This is a genomic window from Bradyrhizobium sp. AS23.2, from assembly GCF_001908185.1.
Taxonomy (GTDB): Bacteria; Pseudomonadota; Alphaproteobacteria; order Rhizobiales; family Xanthobacteraceae; genus Bradyrhizobium.
The window spans coordinates 1-16,165 of the sequence record NZ_LGHM01000057.1 but is presented as its reverse complement, the minus strand read 5'-3'; the positions used below and the strand labels follow the sequence as shown (position 1 = coordinate 16,165).

13 protein-coding genes and 1 pseudogene are annotated in these 16,165 nt (G+C 64.2%); 3 read left to right on the top strand and 11 right to left on the bottom strand.

Going from position 1 to position 16,165, the window contains the following annotated elements:
• Positions 1-102: 102 nt before the first annotated feature.
• A complete protein-coding gene (locus AC630_RS13880; protein ID WP_074119083.1) occupies positions 103-1,209 on the bottom strand; it encodes a hypothetical protein in 1,107 nt (368 codons plus the stop codon).
• Complete coding sequence (locus AC630_RS13875) at positions 1,209-2,645, bottom strand: MBOAT family O-acyltransferase (protein ID WP_074119082.1); 1,437 nt, start codon at positions 2,643-2,645, stop codon at positions 1,209-1,211. Before AC630_RS13875 ends, AC630_RS13880 begins: the two co-directional genes overlap by 1 nt.
• A gap of 337 nt (positions 2,646-2,982) precedes the next feature.
• On the opposite strand from AC630_RS13875, the gene AC630_RS13865 reads away from it, so the two are divergent.
• Positions 2,983-5,085 carry a S9 family peptidase gene (locus tag AC630_RS13865; RefSeq protein ID WP_074119080.1) on the top strand — a complete coding sequence of 701 codons (2,103 nt, stop codon included), beginning with the start codon at positions 2,983-2,985 and terminating at the stop codon, positions 5,083-5,085.
• A gap of 163 nt (positions 5,086-5,248) precedes the next feature.
• Here AC630_RS13865 and AC630_RS13860 read toward each other — a convergent pair whose 3' ends face one another.
• The 3 genes and pseudogenes from AC630_RS13860 to AC630_RS43805 form a co-directional block, all read right to left on the bottom strand.
• Positions 5,249-5,968: a ribonuclease activity regulator RraA gene (locus AC630_RS13860; RefSeq protein WP_074119079.1), complete on the bottom strand. Its 720-nt coding sequence runs from the start codon at positions 5,966-5,968 to the stop codon at positions 5,249-5,251.
• A 118-nt stretch (positions 5,969-6,086) separates the two neighbouring features.
• Entirely contained in the window at positions 6,087-7,829 is a 1,743-nt protein-coding gene (gene araD / locus AC630_RS13855) for an L-arabinonate dehydratase (RefSeq protein WP_074119078.1), read from the bottom strand.
• Positions 7,826-7,977, bottom strand: a pseudogene (locus AC630_RS43805) (ABC transporter permease); the annotation flags it as partial. The pseudogene AC630_RS43805 and the gene araD, both read right to left, overlap by 4 nt.
• A gap of 459 nt (positions 7,978-8,436) precedes the next feature.
• Between AC630_RS43805 and AC630_RS13850 the strand changes: the two are divergent.
• Positions 8,437-11,937, top strand: coding sequence for a PAS domain S-box protein (locus tag AC630_RS13850; protein WP_074119077.1), 3,501 nt, complete (start codon positions 8,437-8,439; stop codon positions 11,935-11,937).
• Between the two features lie 195 nt (positions 11,938-12,132).
• Here the strand turns inward: AC630_RS13850 and AC630_RS13845 are convergent, their stop codons facing one another.
• The gene (locus tag AC630_RS13845) at positions 12,133-12,768 is read right to left on the bottom strand and encodes a response regulator transcription factor (RefSeq protein ID WP_074119076.1); all 636 of its coding nucleotides are present in this window, start codon (positions 12,766-12,768) and stop codon (positions 12,133-12,135) included.
• 148 nt (positions 12,769-12,916) lie between these two features.
• Between AC630_RS13845 and AC630_RS13840 the strand changes: the two genes are divergently transcribed.
• A complete protein-coding gene (locus AC630_RS13840) occupies positions 12,917-13,222 on the top strand; it encodes a hypothetical protein (RefSeq protein WP_074119075.1) in 306 nt (101 codons plus the stop codon).
• 52 nt (positions 13,223-13,274) lie between these two features.
• Here the strand turns inward: AC630_RS13840 and AC630_RS13835 are convergent, their stop codons facing one another.
• The 5 genes from AC630_RS13835 to AC630_RS13815 form a co-directional block, all read right to left on the bottom strand.
• Positions 13,275-13,778: a response regulator gene (locus tag AC630_RS13835; RefSeq protein WP_074119074.1), complete on the bottom strand. Its 504-nt coding sequence runs from the start codon at positions 13,776-13,778 to the stop codon at positions 13,275-13,277.
• 141 nt (positions 13,779-13,919) lie between these two features.
• Entirely contained in the window at positions 13,920-14,234 is a 315-nt protein-coding gene (locus tag AC630_RS13830; protein WP_074119073.1) for a pilus assembly protein PilZ, read from the bottom strand.
• Positions 14,235-14,236: 2 nt separating this feature from the next.
• A complete protein-coding gene (locus AC630_RS13825) occupies positions 14,237-15,118 on the bottom strand; it encodes a CheR family methyltransferase (protein ID WP_074119072.1) in 882 nt (293 codons plus the stop codon).
• Between the two features lie 61 nt (positions 15,119-15,179).
• Positions 15,180-15,566 carry a response regulator gene (locus tag AC630_RS13820; protein WP_074119071.1) on the bottom strand — a complete coding sequence of 129 codons (387 nt, stop codon included), beginning with the start codon at positions 15,564-15,566 and terminating at the stop codon, positions 15,180-15,182.
• A 32-nt stretch (positions 15,567-15,598) separates the two neighbouring features.
• The gene (locus AC630_RS13815) at positions 15,599-16,072 is read right to left on the bottom strand and encodes a chemotaxis protein CheW (protein WP_074119070.1); all 474 of its coding nucleotides are present in this window, start codon (positions 16,070-16,072) and stop codon (positions 15,599-15,601) included.
• Between the last annotated feature and the right edge of the window lie 93 nt (positions 16,073-16,165).

Here is a 16,165-nt window from a genome sequence, read left to right as displayed (position 1 = left end):
AGAGCTCAGACTCCGCTGTCGTCCCGGACAAGCGCAGCCTTGGCAACGCGTAGCGTTGTCCAGGGCGGAGCGCCGATCCGGGACGACGGCGGAGTATTTCGGCTACGGCTGATTTACCCGATACGCTTCAACCTGAGCCTTCAGCTTGTCCAGCGACGCGGTAGGCGCCTTCGGATCGACCCTGTACTCCCCACTCGCCAGCCACTGCAGCACCTTCGCGTCGACAACCGGCGAATGGTGGATGACGTCGCCGTAATTGCCGAGGTCGTGGGTGACCTCCTTGATCGCGCGGAAATCGTGGAGACGCACATTGCGAAGCTGTGTCAGCCGCTCGGCAATGTGCGCGGTGAGATCGGTGACGATCTTCAGCGTCTCGGGCGAGGCATCACGCATCGCGACGAATTGCAGGATCGAATACGGCGGCAAGTAGATGTCGAACGTCACGTCCGGATGGCGCGTGATCAGGCCGACGGCGTCACGCTCGAAATGCCGAACCATGACGTCGTAGTCATAGCCTTCGCCGAGGAAACGGCTGCGCACGGGATCGGTGATATAGGCGAAGGAGGCCAGCGACTTCTCCGCGTTGTAGCTACGCGCAACGTCGAAATCCCGTGGCAGCGCGTAGATGTCGTCGACGTCGGACAGCGCGAACCTGACGGGGAGAAAGGGCGTCGCCCGGGTCAGGGGCTGCCGCAGCGGCGGAATCGACCGCACTATCGCGAACAGGGACTCCTTCGCCATCGCGGCGCTGAACAGATAGGACGCGACGCCCTTGGCCGTCCTGCGATAGAGATCGACGGACAGATAGGGATCGGCCTCGATGTCGGCCGCATCGACAAAGATGAAGTCGTCCATCTCCCAGATCACGCGCCGGGCGCCGCGGGCGATCGCCTGCTCCAGCACGAAGCTTTGCTGGCGCGAATTGGAGCCGGTCATCGCCAGCTTGAGCGAACGGATGCCGAGCGCGCGATCGATGTCGCTCTGGCGGAAATGGATCGCGAGCGAGGTGCCCATGAAGGCGGTGTCGAACGACTGGCTGCGGATCAGCCCGGCATTCTGTACGCGCGTATCATCGGAGTAGAAGGCGGCGAACCGCGCAGGGCGGAACAGTTGCAAGGGATCGACGACGAAGGTGAGTGCCGCCGCGCCCAGCACGCACGCGATGCTCGCGAGGAGAAGACGCCCCAAATGTGTGAACGGCGTGCGCATCAGAACCGGAAATAGATGAATTCGCTGTGGCTCTGGATGCCGAGAATGCCGAACGCGAGCACCAGCGACGCGCCATAGAGGACCAGCGGCCGCATGCGCCCTGCTCTCAGGCTCTCGCCGACGCTGCGGTTGCCGTGATCGTATCCCATGATTCCTTGCGTGTTCGGCGCGAGCCACACCAGCGCAGCATAGATGGAGACCAGCACCAGGGCCGCGATCTCCTCGCGGCCAAAGACGATGTTTGAGGGATCAGCCATGGCGCGGAGGACACGCAGCGCACAGTCGACGCTCTCGGCGCGGAAGAACACCCAGGCGACGACGACGGCGAGGAACGTCAGCACGCGACCTGCGATGCGGACCGGACGTGCAAGAATCGCCGGAACGTTCGGCACCAACGCATTGAAAGCGTGGTTGACGCAGAGATAGGCGCCGTGCAGCGCGCCCCACACCACGAACGTCCAGGCCGCGCCATGCCAGAGCCCGCCGAGCAGCATCGTGACCATCAGATTGACGTAGCGCAGCACGCGGCCTCGGCGATTGCCGCCAAGCGGGATGTAGAGATAGTCGCGCAGGAACTGCGACAGCGTCATGTGCCAGCGCCGCCAGAACTCGACGATGCTGGTGGCTTTGTAAGGCGAGTTGAAGTTGATGGGCAGGAAGATGCCGAACATCAGCGATATCCCGATCGCCATGTCGGAATAGCCCGAGAAATCGAAATAGAGCTGGAACGTGTAGGCGAGCGCGCCGAGCCAGGCCTGATCGAAGCTCGGCGATCGCGCCTCGAAGGCCAGCGCGACCAGCGGCTGGATGCCGTCGGCAAGGCACGTCTTCTTGAACAGGCCGATCGCGAAGATGATCACGCCGCACAGGATCAGATGCACGTCCGGATGCTTGGCCTCCTTCCGCTCGAACTGCGGGATCATGTCCCTGTGGTGGAGGATCGGCCCCGCGATCAGATGCGGGAAATAGGTCACGAACAGCGCATAATGTGGCAGCGCGTAAGCCGCGACCTGCCCGCGCCAGGCATCCACCAGGAACGCGATCTGGGTGAAGGTGTAGAAGGATATGCCGACCGGCAGCAGGATGTGGACCGCGAGATGCGAGCCGAACAGTGCATTGACGTTTTCGGTGGCGAAGCCGGCATATTTGAAGACGCCAAGTACGAGCAGATCGCCGGCAACACCGAAAACGAGCGCCGTCCGGCGCTGCAACGATGTGAGCTTCGCCACGATGAGGAGGTGGCCGACCCCATAGTTGAAGGCGATCGATATCAGCAACAGGGCCACGAACTGCCAGTTGCCGATGGCGTAGAAGGCGAGCGAGGCGGCCGCCAGCCAGATCACCGGGGCGAGATTGCTGCGCCCCCCGAGCCAGAAATAGCCGGCCAGCACAACGGGGAGGAACAGCAGGATGAACGCGTAGGAATTGAACAGCATCAGGCTGGACCGGCGGCGGGAATATTGCCCCTAAAGCATACAAGCGGCCGGTCAACAACCCGGCGGCTTGGCGCAGTCCTTGGCGCAGCGGCGCTGGCAATTCGCGGAATCGGGACGATATAAGAAGGAATACACGGCGAGCCTCCCTTTTCTCCCTCGCCTCGCTTGCGGGGAGAGGGTCGGGGTGAGGGGGAGCCTCCACAAGGACGGTGAGAGTGAGAGCCGCGGAGACTCCCCCTCACCCGGATTGCATCTTCGATGCAATCCGACCTCTCCTCGCAAGCGGGGCGAGGTGAAGGACGGCGACATCGCGGATACCTAGTTGAAAGAGGATCGAGTGACACAGCAGGCCAAGACACCTTCCCAGCCCCCCATCGCCCCGCGCCGGCCGCATTCCTTCACGCGGCACGGGATCACCGTGACCGACGACTATGCCTGGCTGAAGGATGAGAAGTGGCAGGAGGTGCTGCGCGATCCCGCCGTGCTGGATCCCGACATTCGCAAATATCTCGACGAAGAGAACGGTTACACCGAAAGCCTGCTCGGCCACACCGCCGCCTTGCAGAAGACGCTGGTGCGCGAGATGCGCGGACGGATCAAGGAGGACGATTCCAGCGTGCCGTCGCCGGACGGGCCGTTCGCCTATTTCCGCAAGTTTCGCGAAGGCGGGCAGCACGAATTGTTCGGCCGCATGCCGCGCGACGGCGGCGACAGCCACATCGTGCTCGACGGCGACGCGCTCGCCAAGGACCACAAATATTTCAAGTTCGGTGGCAGCCGGCACTCGTACAATCACAAGCTCCAGGCCTGGAGCGCCGACACCAAAGGCTCCGAATATTTCTCGATCCGCGTGCGCGACTGGGCGACCGGCAAGGATCTTGACGACGTTGTCGAGGAGACCGACGGCGGCATCGTCTGGAGCAAGGATGCGAAGTCCTTCTTCTATGTGAAGCTCGACGACAATCACCGCCCGATGCAGGTGTGGCGGCACCGGCTGGGCACGAAGCAGGCGGACGACACGCTCGTCTATGAAGAGCAGGATTCCGGCTGGTTCACCCATCTGCACGAGAGCACCAGCGGCCGCTTCTGTGTCATCGCGGGTGGGGATCACGAGACAAGCGAGCAGCGACTGATCGATCTCGCAAATCCCGAGGCGCCACCGCGCCTGGTCGCGGCGCGACAGGAGGGCGTGCAATATTCGCTGGCCGATCGCGGCGACGAGCTCTTCATCCTCACCAATGCGGATGACGCGATCGACTTCAAGATCGTCACCGCACCGCTCGCCGCACCCGAGCGGGCGAACTGGCGCGATTTGATCCCGTATCGCCCGGGCATCTACATCATCGATCTCGATCTCTATGCCGGCCACCTGGTTCGGCTGGAGCGCGCCAACGCGCTGCCGGCGATCGTAATCCGCGATCTCACGACGAAGGAAGAGCACGCCATCGCCTTCGACGAGGCCGCCTATTCGCTGGACACCATGGGTTCCTACGAATTCGAGACGACTACCCTGCGTTTCGCGTATTCGTCGATGACGACGCCATCGGAAGTCTACGACTACGATATGACGAAGCGCACGCGCGTGCTTCGCAAGCGCCAGGAGATCCCGTCCGGCCACGACGCGGCCGACTATGTCACGACGCGCATCATGGCGAAATCGCATGACGGCGCCGAGGTGCCGGTGTCGATCCTCTATCGCCGCGGGCTCAAGCTCGATGGCTCGGCGCCGCTCTTGCTCTACGGCTACGGCTCCTACGGCATGGCGATGCCGGCCTCGTTCAGCGCCAACCGTCTGTCGCTGGTCGATCGCGGTTTCGTCTATGCCATCGCCCATATCCGCGGCGGCGCCGACAAGGGCTGGGGCTGGTATCTCGACGGCAAGCGCGAGAAGAAGACGAATTCGTTCGACGACTTTGCCGCCAGCGCCCGCGCACTGATCGCAGCAAAGTATACGAGCGCAAGACGCATCGTCGGCCATGGCGGTTCGGCCGGCGGCATGCTGATGGGCGCGGTCGCCAACCGCGCCGGCGAGCTGTTCGCCGGCATCGTTGCCGAGGTGCCGTTCGTCGACGTGCTCAACACCATGCTCGACGACACGCTGCCGCTGACGCCGCCGGAATGGCCCGAATGGGGCAACCCGATCGAGAGCGAGAAGGATTTTCGGACGATCCTGTCGTATTCGCCCTATGACAATGTCGCGGCGAAGGAGTATCCGGCGATCCTGGCGATGGGCGGACTGACCGATCCCCGTGTGACTTACTGGGAGCCCGCCAAATGGATCGCACGCCTGCGCGCCACCATGCGCGGCGGCGGCCCTGTCCTGCTGCGCACCAACATGGGCGCCGGCCACGGCGGCGCCTCCGGGCGCTTCGACCGGCTCGATGAAGTCGCGATCGTGTATGCGTTCGCGCTGTGGGCCGTCGGAATGGCGGACGCGTAGCGTAACCTTCTCCCTCTCCCCGTTCTTACGGGGAGAGGGTCGGGGTGAGGGGCTCTATCCACACAAACATCGCGAGTTGAGTTCGCGGAGGCTCCCCCTCACCCGGAATCCGCGCTTCGCGCGCATTCCGGCCTCTCCCCGCACGCGGGGAGAGGCGAAGAGGCTACCTCCCATTCGCCTTCCGCCAGGCTGCGAAGTCGGTGAGCGTCTGCGGATCGGTCGCCGGATAGAGGCCGAAGATGCCGCGACCCTTGCCCACTTCTTCGGTGACGAAATCCTCGAACGCGGTCATCTCGAAGGTCTCGTTGGCGATCTCGTCCGCAAGATGCGCGGGGATCACGATCACACCGTCGCTGTCGCCGAGAATGACGTCGCCGGGAAACACCGGCGCGTCGCCGCAGCCGATGGGCACGTTGATCTCGATTGCCTGATGCAAGGTCAGATTGGTCGGCGCTGAGGGGCGGTGATGGAAGGCCGGGAAGCCGAGCCTTGCGATCTCGGCGGAATCGCGGAAGCCACCGTCGGTGACGACGCCGGCGACACCGCGCTTCATCAATCGCGTGATCAGGATCGCGCCGGCGGAAGCGGCGCGCGCGTCCTTGCGGCTGTCCATCACCAGCACCGCGCCGGGCGGGCAATCCTCGACCGCCTTGCGCTGCGGATGCGAGCGGTCCTTGAACACATCGATGGTGTTGAGATCCTCACGCGCCGGCATGTAACGCAGCGTGAAGGCTTCGCCGACCATGGTCGGCTGGTCCGGGCCGAGGGGGTGCACGTCCTGGATCATCTGGATGCGCAGGCCGCGCTTGAACAGCGCGGTGGCGACGGTGGCGGTGGAGACGGATTTGAGCTTGTTGCGGGTGGCTTCGCTGAGTTTGGACATGGTGTATCCTCTTGTCATTCCGGGGCGCGCGTAGCGCGAGCCCGGAATCCATCGGGCCGCACACACAGCGGTGAAATGGGTTCCGGGTTCGATGCTTCGCATCGCCCCGGAACGACGGTCAGTAAATCGACGGCTCGCCGATCGGCGCGCCGAAATCGGTCTCCAGGAAGTCGAAGTCGCAGCCGTCATTGGCCTGCTTGATGTGCTTGGTGAACATCCAGCCATAGCCGCGCTCGAAGCGGCGCTCGGGCTGCTTCCAGGCGGCGCGGCGCTTTTCGAGCTCGGCCTCTGATACGTCGAGATTGATGGTGCGAGCGGCGACGTCGAGCGTGATGCGGTCGCCGTTCTGCACCAGCGCCAGCGGGCCGCCAACATAGGATTCGGGCGCGACGTGCAGGATGCAGGCGCCGTAGCTGGTGCCGCTCATGCGCGCATCCGAGATGCGCACCATGTCGCGCACGCCCTGCTTCACGAGCTTGGTCGGGATCGGCAGCATACCCCATTCCGGCATGCCCGGCCCGCCCTGCGGCCCCGCGTTCCGCAGGATCAGGATGTGATCCTCTGTGACGTCAAGATTGGGATCGTCGACCGCCTTCTTCATCGAGGCATAGTCGTCGAACACCAGCGCCGGCCCGGTATGCTTGAGGAAGCGCGGCGCGCAGGCGCTCGGCTTGATGACGCAGCCGTCGGGCGCGAGGTTGCCCTTGAGCACGGCGAGCGCGCCCTCCTTGTAGATGGGATTGTCGACCGAGCGGATCACGTCGTCATTGTGCACTTCGGCATGGGCGATGTTCTCGGCCAGACTCTGGCCGGTCACGGTGATGCAGTCGAGATGCAGATGCGGCTTGATCTGGCCCATCAGCGCCGGCAGGCCGCCGGCATAGAAGAAATCCTCCATCAGATAGGCATCGCCGCTCGGACGGACGTTGGCGATCACGGGCACCTTGCGGCTGGCCTTCTCGAAATCGTCGAGGCCGATGTCCTGGCCGGCGCGGCGGGCTTGCGCGATCAGGTGAATGATCGCATTGGTCGAGCAGCCCATTGCCATCGCGACCGCAATCGCGTTCTCGAAGGCCTTGCGGGTCTGGATCGTCTTCGGGGTCAAATCCTCCCAGACCATCTCGACGATGCGGCGGCCGCATTCAGAGGCCATGCGGATGTGGTTGGCGTCCGCGGCGGGAATCGAGGATGCGCCCGGCAGCGTCATGCCGATCGCTTCCGCGATCGCGGTCATGGTCGAGGCCGTGCCCATGGTCATGCAGGTGCCGTAGCTGCGGGCGATGCCGGCTTCGATGTCGAGCCAGTCGCGATCCGAGATCTTTCCGGCGCGCCGCTCGTCCCAGTATTTCCAGCCGTCCGAGCCCGAGCCGAGCGTCTTGCCCTTCCAGTTGCCGCGCAGCATCGGGCCTGCCGGCAGATAGATCGCCGGGATGTTCATCGAGGTGGCGCCGAGGAGCAGCGCCGGCGTCGTCTTGTCGCAGCCGCCCATGAGCACCACACCGTCGACGGGATGGCTGCGCAGCAGCTCCTCGGCGTCCATCGCCAGCAGATTGCGATAGAGCATGGTGGTCGGCTTCAGCAGCGACTCCGACAGCGACAGCGCCGGCAGCTCCAGCGGCAGGCCGCCGGCCATCAGGATGCCGCGCTTGACGTCGTCGACGCGCGACTTGAAGTGCATGTGGCAGGGCTGGGCGTCCGACCAGGTGTTGAGGATCGCGATGATCGGGCGGTCCTTCCACTCCTCCGGGGCATAGCCCATCTGCATGGCGCGCGAGCGGTGTCCGAACGAGCGGAGATCGTCGGGCGCAAACCAGCGCGCACTGCGGAGCTGGTCGGGTGTTTTCTTCTTGTTCTTGGTCATGATTGGGTGCCCCATTTCTGGACGGTATTCCGCTCGATGGCGCGGAAGATCAGGTTCTCGACAAAGAGCCCGATGATGATGACAGTCAAGCGACCTGCGAACACCGCAGGTTGCGGTTCTCGAAGATGAACCAGCCCAGGGCGAACTGAACGAGATCCGGAGCGGCCATCCCGAGCACCCGACCGACCAGGCATCCGCGGCTCGAGCGGGCGGACGCCCTGTCAGTCATGTGCACGTAAGCCTACACACGGCGGCGCCGCCGGAATCGCGCGCGGCGACCGGCGCATCGGCCGCGAAGTGCTTGCAGGATGGGCACAATCCGCGCAACAATTTCGTATTTGAAGCTTTGATTTGGGTCGCTGGAAGCTTCCCTGCCCGACCCGGAGGTTTTTACGTGGCCAACATCCTGATTGTGGATGACGACCCGCGGTGCAGATCAGGATCCGGGCCGAGACGCTGCTCGCTGCGGTCGCTGGCCGCCTCAAGGTGGTGCAATCTTCATCTCCGCCCCGCCCCGGCGTCAGCTCCGGCCGCGGATGACGGGACCGTCCATGTTGCAGTGTAGCAGAACATTCCGGCCCATTCCCGACGCGGCGCGAAGGGCGACATGACCCTCGCAACCCGGCTGGCCATCGCAATGATCCTGTTGGTCGCGATCGCGGTCTCCGCCGTCGGATGGCTGAGCCATTACAGTCTGGAGCAGGCCTTCCTGCCGCGCGTGCTCGACCGCATTGAAAGCCAATCACGACTGATGGCCTCCCAACTCGAAGCCCAGACCAACGGCGCGCGCGCCGACATCGCGACGTTCCGCTCCGATGCCGCCGTGCGCGGCATGATCGATGCCCATTTCAACAACGGCATCGATCCAATTGATCACCTTTCAGAGAAGACCTGGCGTGAGCAACTGCTGACGCGCCTCGTGGCCGATGTCGGGGCCAACCCGACCTACGCGAAATTTCGTATCATCAACGCCGACGGCAGCGAATATCTGCGCGTCGACCGAACCGGCCCGACCGGATCGGTGCGCATCGTTCCCGACGATGCCCTGCAAAATAAAGACGATCGCTCCTTCTTCCAGGACGCGATCCAGCTGTCCGAAGATCAGGTCTACGTCTCTCCGGTCGACCTGAGCGTCGACGACGGCGTGATCCAGATGCCCCATGTTCCGACGTTGCGCGTCGCGGCACCGCTATTTGGATCCGATCACCGGCTGTTCGGCATCGTCGTCGTCAATGTCGACATGCGACAAGCATTCGACCGCATTCGGATATCGATCCGGCGCGGCGAGTCGGTCTACGTCGTCGGCCGTAACGGCGATTATCTCGTGCATCCGGATCGGACTCGCGAGTTCGGTTCGCAACTGGGGACACCGACGCGCTGGCAGGACGACTTCCCCTATTTCGCTGCAATCACCGGATCGACTCAGGGCGCTACCCAAATCGTGCCAGGTAGCGACGACAGGCCGAGCGGCACTTCGATCTCGCCCGCGATCCTGGCCGAGGGCCAATGGGTCGGCATCATCCGCGTCGCGCCCTACGCCGTCTTCATGGCGCCGGCGGTCAGCATCGAGAACAGCACCATCACGATCGGCATCATCGCGGTGATGGTCGCAGCCGTGCTTGCCGTGCTCCTGGCGCGATCGCTGACCCGGCCGATCGGACGGCTCACCGCGGCGGTCGAGGCGATCGGGCGCGGCCATTCCGCCGAGATCCCGGTCGACGCGCCGGGCGAGACCGGCGTGCTGGCGGGGGCTTTTGCGCGCATGGTCGAGGAGATGAAGGCGAAGACATCCGCGCTGGAGCATGAGGTCGAGGAGCGGCGGCGCACCGAGGCCGCGCGCGACCATTATGCCGCGCGCGAGCGGCTGTTCAGCGCGGCGGTCGAATCTTCCGACGATGCGATCATCATGCAAACGCTCGACGGGATCATTACGGGCTGGAATCCGGCCGCCGAGCGCCTGTACGGCTATTCTGCGGAGGAGGCCGTCGGCCAGCCGACCTCGATCATCATACCTGCCGAACGCCGCGAGGAAGGGAAGGACTATCTGCGGCGGATCGCGCTGGGCGAGTGGATCGAGAACTTCGAGACCGTGCGGATCCACCGCGACGGCAGCCTGCTCGAAACATCGGTAAGTCTCTCTCCGATCCGGGGCCCTTCGGGCGAGATCATCGGCGCGTCGGGCTCGGCACGCAGTCTTACCAAGGCGCGGCGGACCGAGCGGGCGCTGCAACAGCAGTTGGAGGAGCGGCGGCAGCTGTTTGACACCTCGCAGGACCTGATCATGATCATGAACCCGCAGGGCCATATCGTGCAGATCAGCCCGAGCAGCATGGCTGTTCTCGGCTACCGGCCGGAGGAAATGATCGGCCGCCGCGGCATGGATTTCATCCATCCCGACCACCTCGAGCAGTCCCGCGAAGAAATGCGCGCGCTCCGGCGCGGCGGACATCCGAAGTTCGCCGACACCCGTTTTTTCCACAAGGACGGACGCGAGGTCTGGCTATCCTGGCTCGGCAACTGGTCGGATCAAGCCAGGCGCTTCTTCTTCGTCGGACGCGACATGACCGAGGCGAGGCTCGCGGAAGAGTCCTTGCGCGAAAGCGAGCAGCTCGCGCGCAACATCGTCGAGACCGCGCTCGACGCCTTCGTCCAGACCGATGACCACAGCAGCATCCTGAGCTGGAGCTCGCGGGCCGAAGAGCTGTTCGGCTGGCGGCGCGAGGAGGTGCTGGGCCGGAACGCGATCGATCTCATCGTCGCCGAGGGCGAGCGCGACAGGGTCAAGGCCGGCCTCTCGCGTTTCCTCGAGTCCGAGGACGGCCAGATGCTCAACCGCCGCCGCGAGCTCATGGTCCGCCGCCGCGACGGCAAGGAATTCAAGGCAGAGCTGAGCGTCACGGCGCTGAGGCGCCGTGAAGGCGTTCTTTTCAACGTGTTCTACCGCGACCTCACCGACAAGATCGCGTCCGAGGAGCGCATCCGCCACGCCGAGAAGATGGAGGCGGTCGGCCAGCTCACCGGCGGCGTGGCGCATGACTTCAACAATATCCTCACGGTCATCACCGGGACGATCGAGATCCTAGCGGACGCGGTGGCCAAGGATCCGGCGCTCGCGGCGATCGCGAAGATGATCGACGAGGCCGCCGGGCGCGGCGCCGAGCTGACCCAGCATCTGCTCGCCTTCGCGCGCAAGCAACCGCTCCAACCGCGCGAGATCGACATCAACTCGCTGATCATCGATACCGCGAAGCTGTTGCGGCCGACGCTGGGCGAACAGATCCAGATCGAGTCGGTGTTCGAGGAGGAGAGCTGCGTCGCGATGGTCGATCCCAACCAGCTGACCACCGCGATCCTCAACCTCGCGCTCAATGCCCGCGACGCCATGCCTGATGGCGGCAAGCTGATGTTGGAAACGGGCTTAGCCTATCTCGACGAGGTCTATGCCAGCGCCAACGACGTGCCGCCCGGACACTACGTTCTGATCGCAGTCAGCGACACCGGCACCGGCATTCCCGCGAACATGCTGGCAAAAGTGTTCGACCCCTTCTTCACCTCGAAGGGACCCGGCAAGGGAACCGGCCTTGGGCTCTCCATGGTCTACGGCTTCATCAAGCAGTCCGCAGGCCACATCAAGATCTACAGCGAGGAAGGCCACGGCACTACGATCAGGATGTACCTGCCGCCCGGCAAGACGCCCACGGCGGTCAGCGATTGCGTGGCTCCGGTGACGATCGAGGGCGGACACGAGACGATCCTCGTGGTCGAGGACGACCGGCTGGTGCGCGACTACGTGCTGGCGCAGCTGCATTCGCTGGGATACGTCACCCTGCAGGCTGCGAACGCCGCGGAAGCGCTCGCGATCGTCGCCACCGGCAAGCCGTTCGACCTGCTGTTCACCGACGTCATCATGCCCGGCAAGATGAACGGACGGCAGCTCGCCGACGAGGTCTTGAAGATGCGTCCCGATCTCAGGGTGGTCTATACCTCCGGCTATACCGAGAACGCGATCATCCATCACGGCCGGCTGGACTCAGGCGTGCTGCTGCTGGCGAAGCCGTATCGTAAATCCGATCTGGCGCGGATCATCCGCAAGGCGCTGCAGGGATAAGGCGCCCTCTCGTGTCTCGGACACGCTGCAGCGTGCCATAAGCGCGTACACGCGCGTCCTCGACGCGCTATGGCTGCTGCGCAGAGCCGGGACCCAGAACTTCTTGTGATTGTTTGGAGAGATGGGCCCCGGCTCAGCAGCGCATCACTGCGTGACGCGCTGCGTCCGGGGCACGAGAGAGGAGCGCCAGCCGCCTTACGACGCGCGTTGCGCGGCAGTCATCACGATGCGGATCAGGTCGGCGGCGTTGCGCGCGCCGAGCTTCTTCATGATGTTGGCGCGGTGGTCCTCGATGGTGCGCGGGCTGATGCCGAGCGTGCGGCCGGCTTCCTTGTTGGACGCACCGCAGGCGAACTGCTCGAGCACCTCGCGCTCCCTGCGCGTCAACGGCTCGCGCCCGGGGAAGTGCAGCTGGCCGAATTTCGGCGACGCGTTCTCTGCCTGCCTGCGTGCATAGGCCCCGATCGCCTCGTCCAGCCGGCCGACGATCTCGCTGCCGCGGAACGGCTTCTCGATGAAGTCGAGCGCGCCGCTCTTGATGGCGCCCACCGCCATCGCGATGTCGCCCTGGCCGGAGATCATGAAGATCGGCGCCGGATACTCCTCGCCTTGCAGTTCCTTGAGAATGTCGAGCCCCGACTTTCCGGGAATGTGCACGTCGAGCAGAATCGCAGCCGGTGTGCGGCTTCGCGCGATGGAGAGCAGCGCTGCGCCGTCCGCAAAACAGATCACTTCGTAGCCCGCCGCCTTCAACACCATCGACAAGGTTTCGCGAACGGCAGGGTCGTCGTCGACAACGAAGATTTCACCGCGAGAGGTTTGTTCGGCCATGTGCTACGTCCATTCGCATTGAGGACTCGCGTCCGCGCCAACCTGTATGGCGCTCGGCGCGGATTCGGCCCACCCGTATTTGTACGGGACATGGACTTAACGCACAAGTAGCGGCGGGATGCCTAATTGCACGGCACGGAGAATATCCATGCTAAATCTCGCTGGCACGCCCCCGCTCATCGCGACGCTCGAAACTGACAGCCGTCAGTTGATCGCAACTGATCTTCGCTCTCTGATCGCGCGCATCGAGATCAGTATGCGTCTGATCGACGCGGCCATGGAAAGGGAAGACATGGCACAGGAAGACGATAGCGCTGTCGTGGGTTCCACCGACATTTTCGTGCTGGATGATGTCACGCCCCGTTATGCCACGGCGAGCGCAGCCCTCAACGCCTGCCGGGCGGGCCTTGGCCACGCCCTGCAAGGCTTGTCGGAATCCGGGAGTCCAGCGTAGGTCGCCATCAGCGGAGAATCCGCCGCAGCTGATTGCATGGCAGCTCCGCGCTTCAGGCGCGGTGCCGCTCCACGATCGCGTCCGTGGCGACGCCGCCCCAGGTGTGGATCGCCGGCAAGCCCATTGCCGTCTTGCCGAGATTGGCGAGGCTGATGCGCAAGGCCGCGAGGTCGAGCGGCTTCGGCAGGCCCTGGAGCTCGATCCCGACCGAGCGCGCAAAGCTGCGGGCGGCGCTGCGGCGCTTGCCGTCCATGCCGCTGATGACGATCACCGAGCCTGCGAATTTCGCGTCGGCCATCTCGCGCAGCACGTCGATGCCATCACCATCCTCCAGCACGAGATCGAGCGTCACGCAGTCGAAGCGCGCGGAGCGGAGCTTTTCGATCGCCTCCGCCACGGACGGCGCCACGGTGACTTCATGGCCGGCGTGCTTGGCGGCGACCGTAATCAGGCTGCGCTGCGTGGCGTCGTCATCGACGACCAGGAGCTGCAGCGCACGCCGCTCGGCGACGTCAGGCAGGTTTGACGGGATGGGAGAGAGAGAGCTTCTTGGCATTGCCGGACCCTGAGATTGAGACGGGCAATTGATACACGGGTCGCGCTTAAACCACGTAAAGCCGTTGTGACGAATTCATTCGGATGTTTTAGCAAATGTGAACCAACGTCTCGGGACACCGCGACGAGGCGCATGCGGAGATCACGCCGCCGCGTCGTGGCCGCCAGCGCCGCGCTTCTTCCGGTGCTTGCCGCGCAGGAACTGGATGTCCATTTCGGCACCGTTGACGCGCACCAGCTCGCAGCGGCGATAGGCGAGCCCGGTCGACGACAGCAGCAGGAAGAATTCCTTCAGGTTCAATCCCTGGATCGAGCCTTCCACGGTGAGGATGGCGTCGGTGTCGGAGATCGCGTTGAGCTTGCAGTCGCGCCGCCACGTGCCGTCGATCGCCATGATGCAGACATCATAGCCGCGACTGAACGTGACGCGCTCCGCACCCCTTCCATCCTCGGCCATGCTTATCGTCCTGCCATCACCGCCATGCGCGGCGGCGCGCTTGCGAGAGCCGGCCTGGGGGCCGCGGCCGCACGCTGGTCGTTCGGCTTGTAGAGACCGCGCCGGTCCGGGATCGGCCGGAACGTATCGGTCAATCCGACCACGGTTTCGGCCGCACCCAGCACCAGGAAGCCGTCGGGCTCGATCTGGCGCGCAAGGCGGTTGAAGATGTTGATCTTGGTGTCCTGGTCGAAATAGATCAGCACGTTGCGGCAGAAGATGACGTCGAACGTGCCGAGCTGGGTGAAGTCGTGCAGCAGGTTGAGCTGGCGGTGCTGGATCATCGCCCGCAATTCGGGATTGATCTGCCAGGTCTCGCCGGTCTGCTTGAAATATTTGACCAGCATCTGGATCGGCAGGCCGCGCTGCACCTCGAACTGGCTGTAGACGCCGGACTTGGCCTTCTCCAGCACCTCCTGCGACAGGTCGGTCGCGATGATCTCGACGCGCCAGCCGGTAAGTGCCGCGCCCATCTCCCTCAGGCACATCGCCAGTGAATAGGGCTCCTGCCCGGTCGAACCGGCGGCGCACCAGATGCGCACACTGCGGCGGCCGGCGCGCGCCTTGATGACCTCGGGCATGATGGTGTCACGGAAATGATCGAACGGAACCTTGTCGCGGAAGAAGAAGGTCTCGTTCGTGGTCATCGCCTCGACCACGTTGGTGATGAGCGCGCCCGAGCCGCCTTGGAGCTTCTGCACGAGCTCGCCGATGCCGGAGAGCCCCGCCTTGCGCGCGAGCGGCAGCAGGCGGCTTTCGATCAGATATTGCTTGTCTGCGGACAGGTCGAGACCCGAATGGTCCCTCAGGAACTTACGCAGATATTCATAGTCGGACGGGGTCACGGATGCACTTTCGGAAGCTGTACTGGAACACTCTGGCCGGAAAGACGCGGGCCAGACACACTCAGACCAACGCTCGTCCGACCGGGATCAAGCCGACTTCGGCGAATTTGTCGGCGATAATGTCTTTGTTGAATGGCTTCATGATGTATTCGTTGGCGCCGCCGCTGAGCGCCTGGGCGATATGAGCCACGTTGTTCTCGGTGGTGCAGAACACCACCCTCGGCTGGTCGCCGCCGGGCAGGCGACGCATGTGACCCATGAACTCGAAGCCGTCCATCACGGGCATGTTCCAGTCGAGCAGCACCGCATCGGGCAGCTGCCGCTGGCAAATCTCCAGCGCCTTGGAGCCGTCCTCGGCCTCGGTGACTTCGAATTCCAGGCCTTCCAGGATCCGGCGCGCAATCTTGCGCACGACGCTGGAATCATCGACCACCAAACATGTCTTCATTTTGGTTCTCCGGCTTCGATGTTTTCGTTAGCTCACGCAGCCATCTGCACTTCGGTCTTGAGTTCGAGGACGCGATCGACGTCGAGGACGACCATGAGCTGGCCGTCGAGGCGGTGGACGCCGCCGGCGAGCTTGGCCATGCGGGGGTCGAGGTTGACGGGGTTCTCTTCCTTGCCGTCCTCGGGCAGGCGCAGCACCTCGCCGATCTGGTCGATCAGGAGGCCATAGGATTCCCCGCGCAGGTCGACGCCGACCGCCATCGGCACCTTGCCGTCCTCGGCCTTGGGCAGGCCGAGCCGGGCGCGCATGTCGATCACGGTGACGATGCGGCCGCGCAGGTTCAGGACGCCCGCGATCTCGCGCGAGGCCAGCGGCACGCGGGTGACGCGCTCGGGCATGAACACGTCCTGGACGCGGGAGATCGGCAGGCCGAAGAGCTGGCCGCCGATCATCGCGGTGACGTATTCGACCATGGCGCCCTCGGTGGTCTGGGTCTTGCTGCTCATGAACGTCTCTCCTGATCCATCCCGCTGTTTTGTCTGAGCATGATCTCCGCGCAAACGCGTTCCGCGTTTGTCGCGAGGGAAAACCGCTTCACA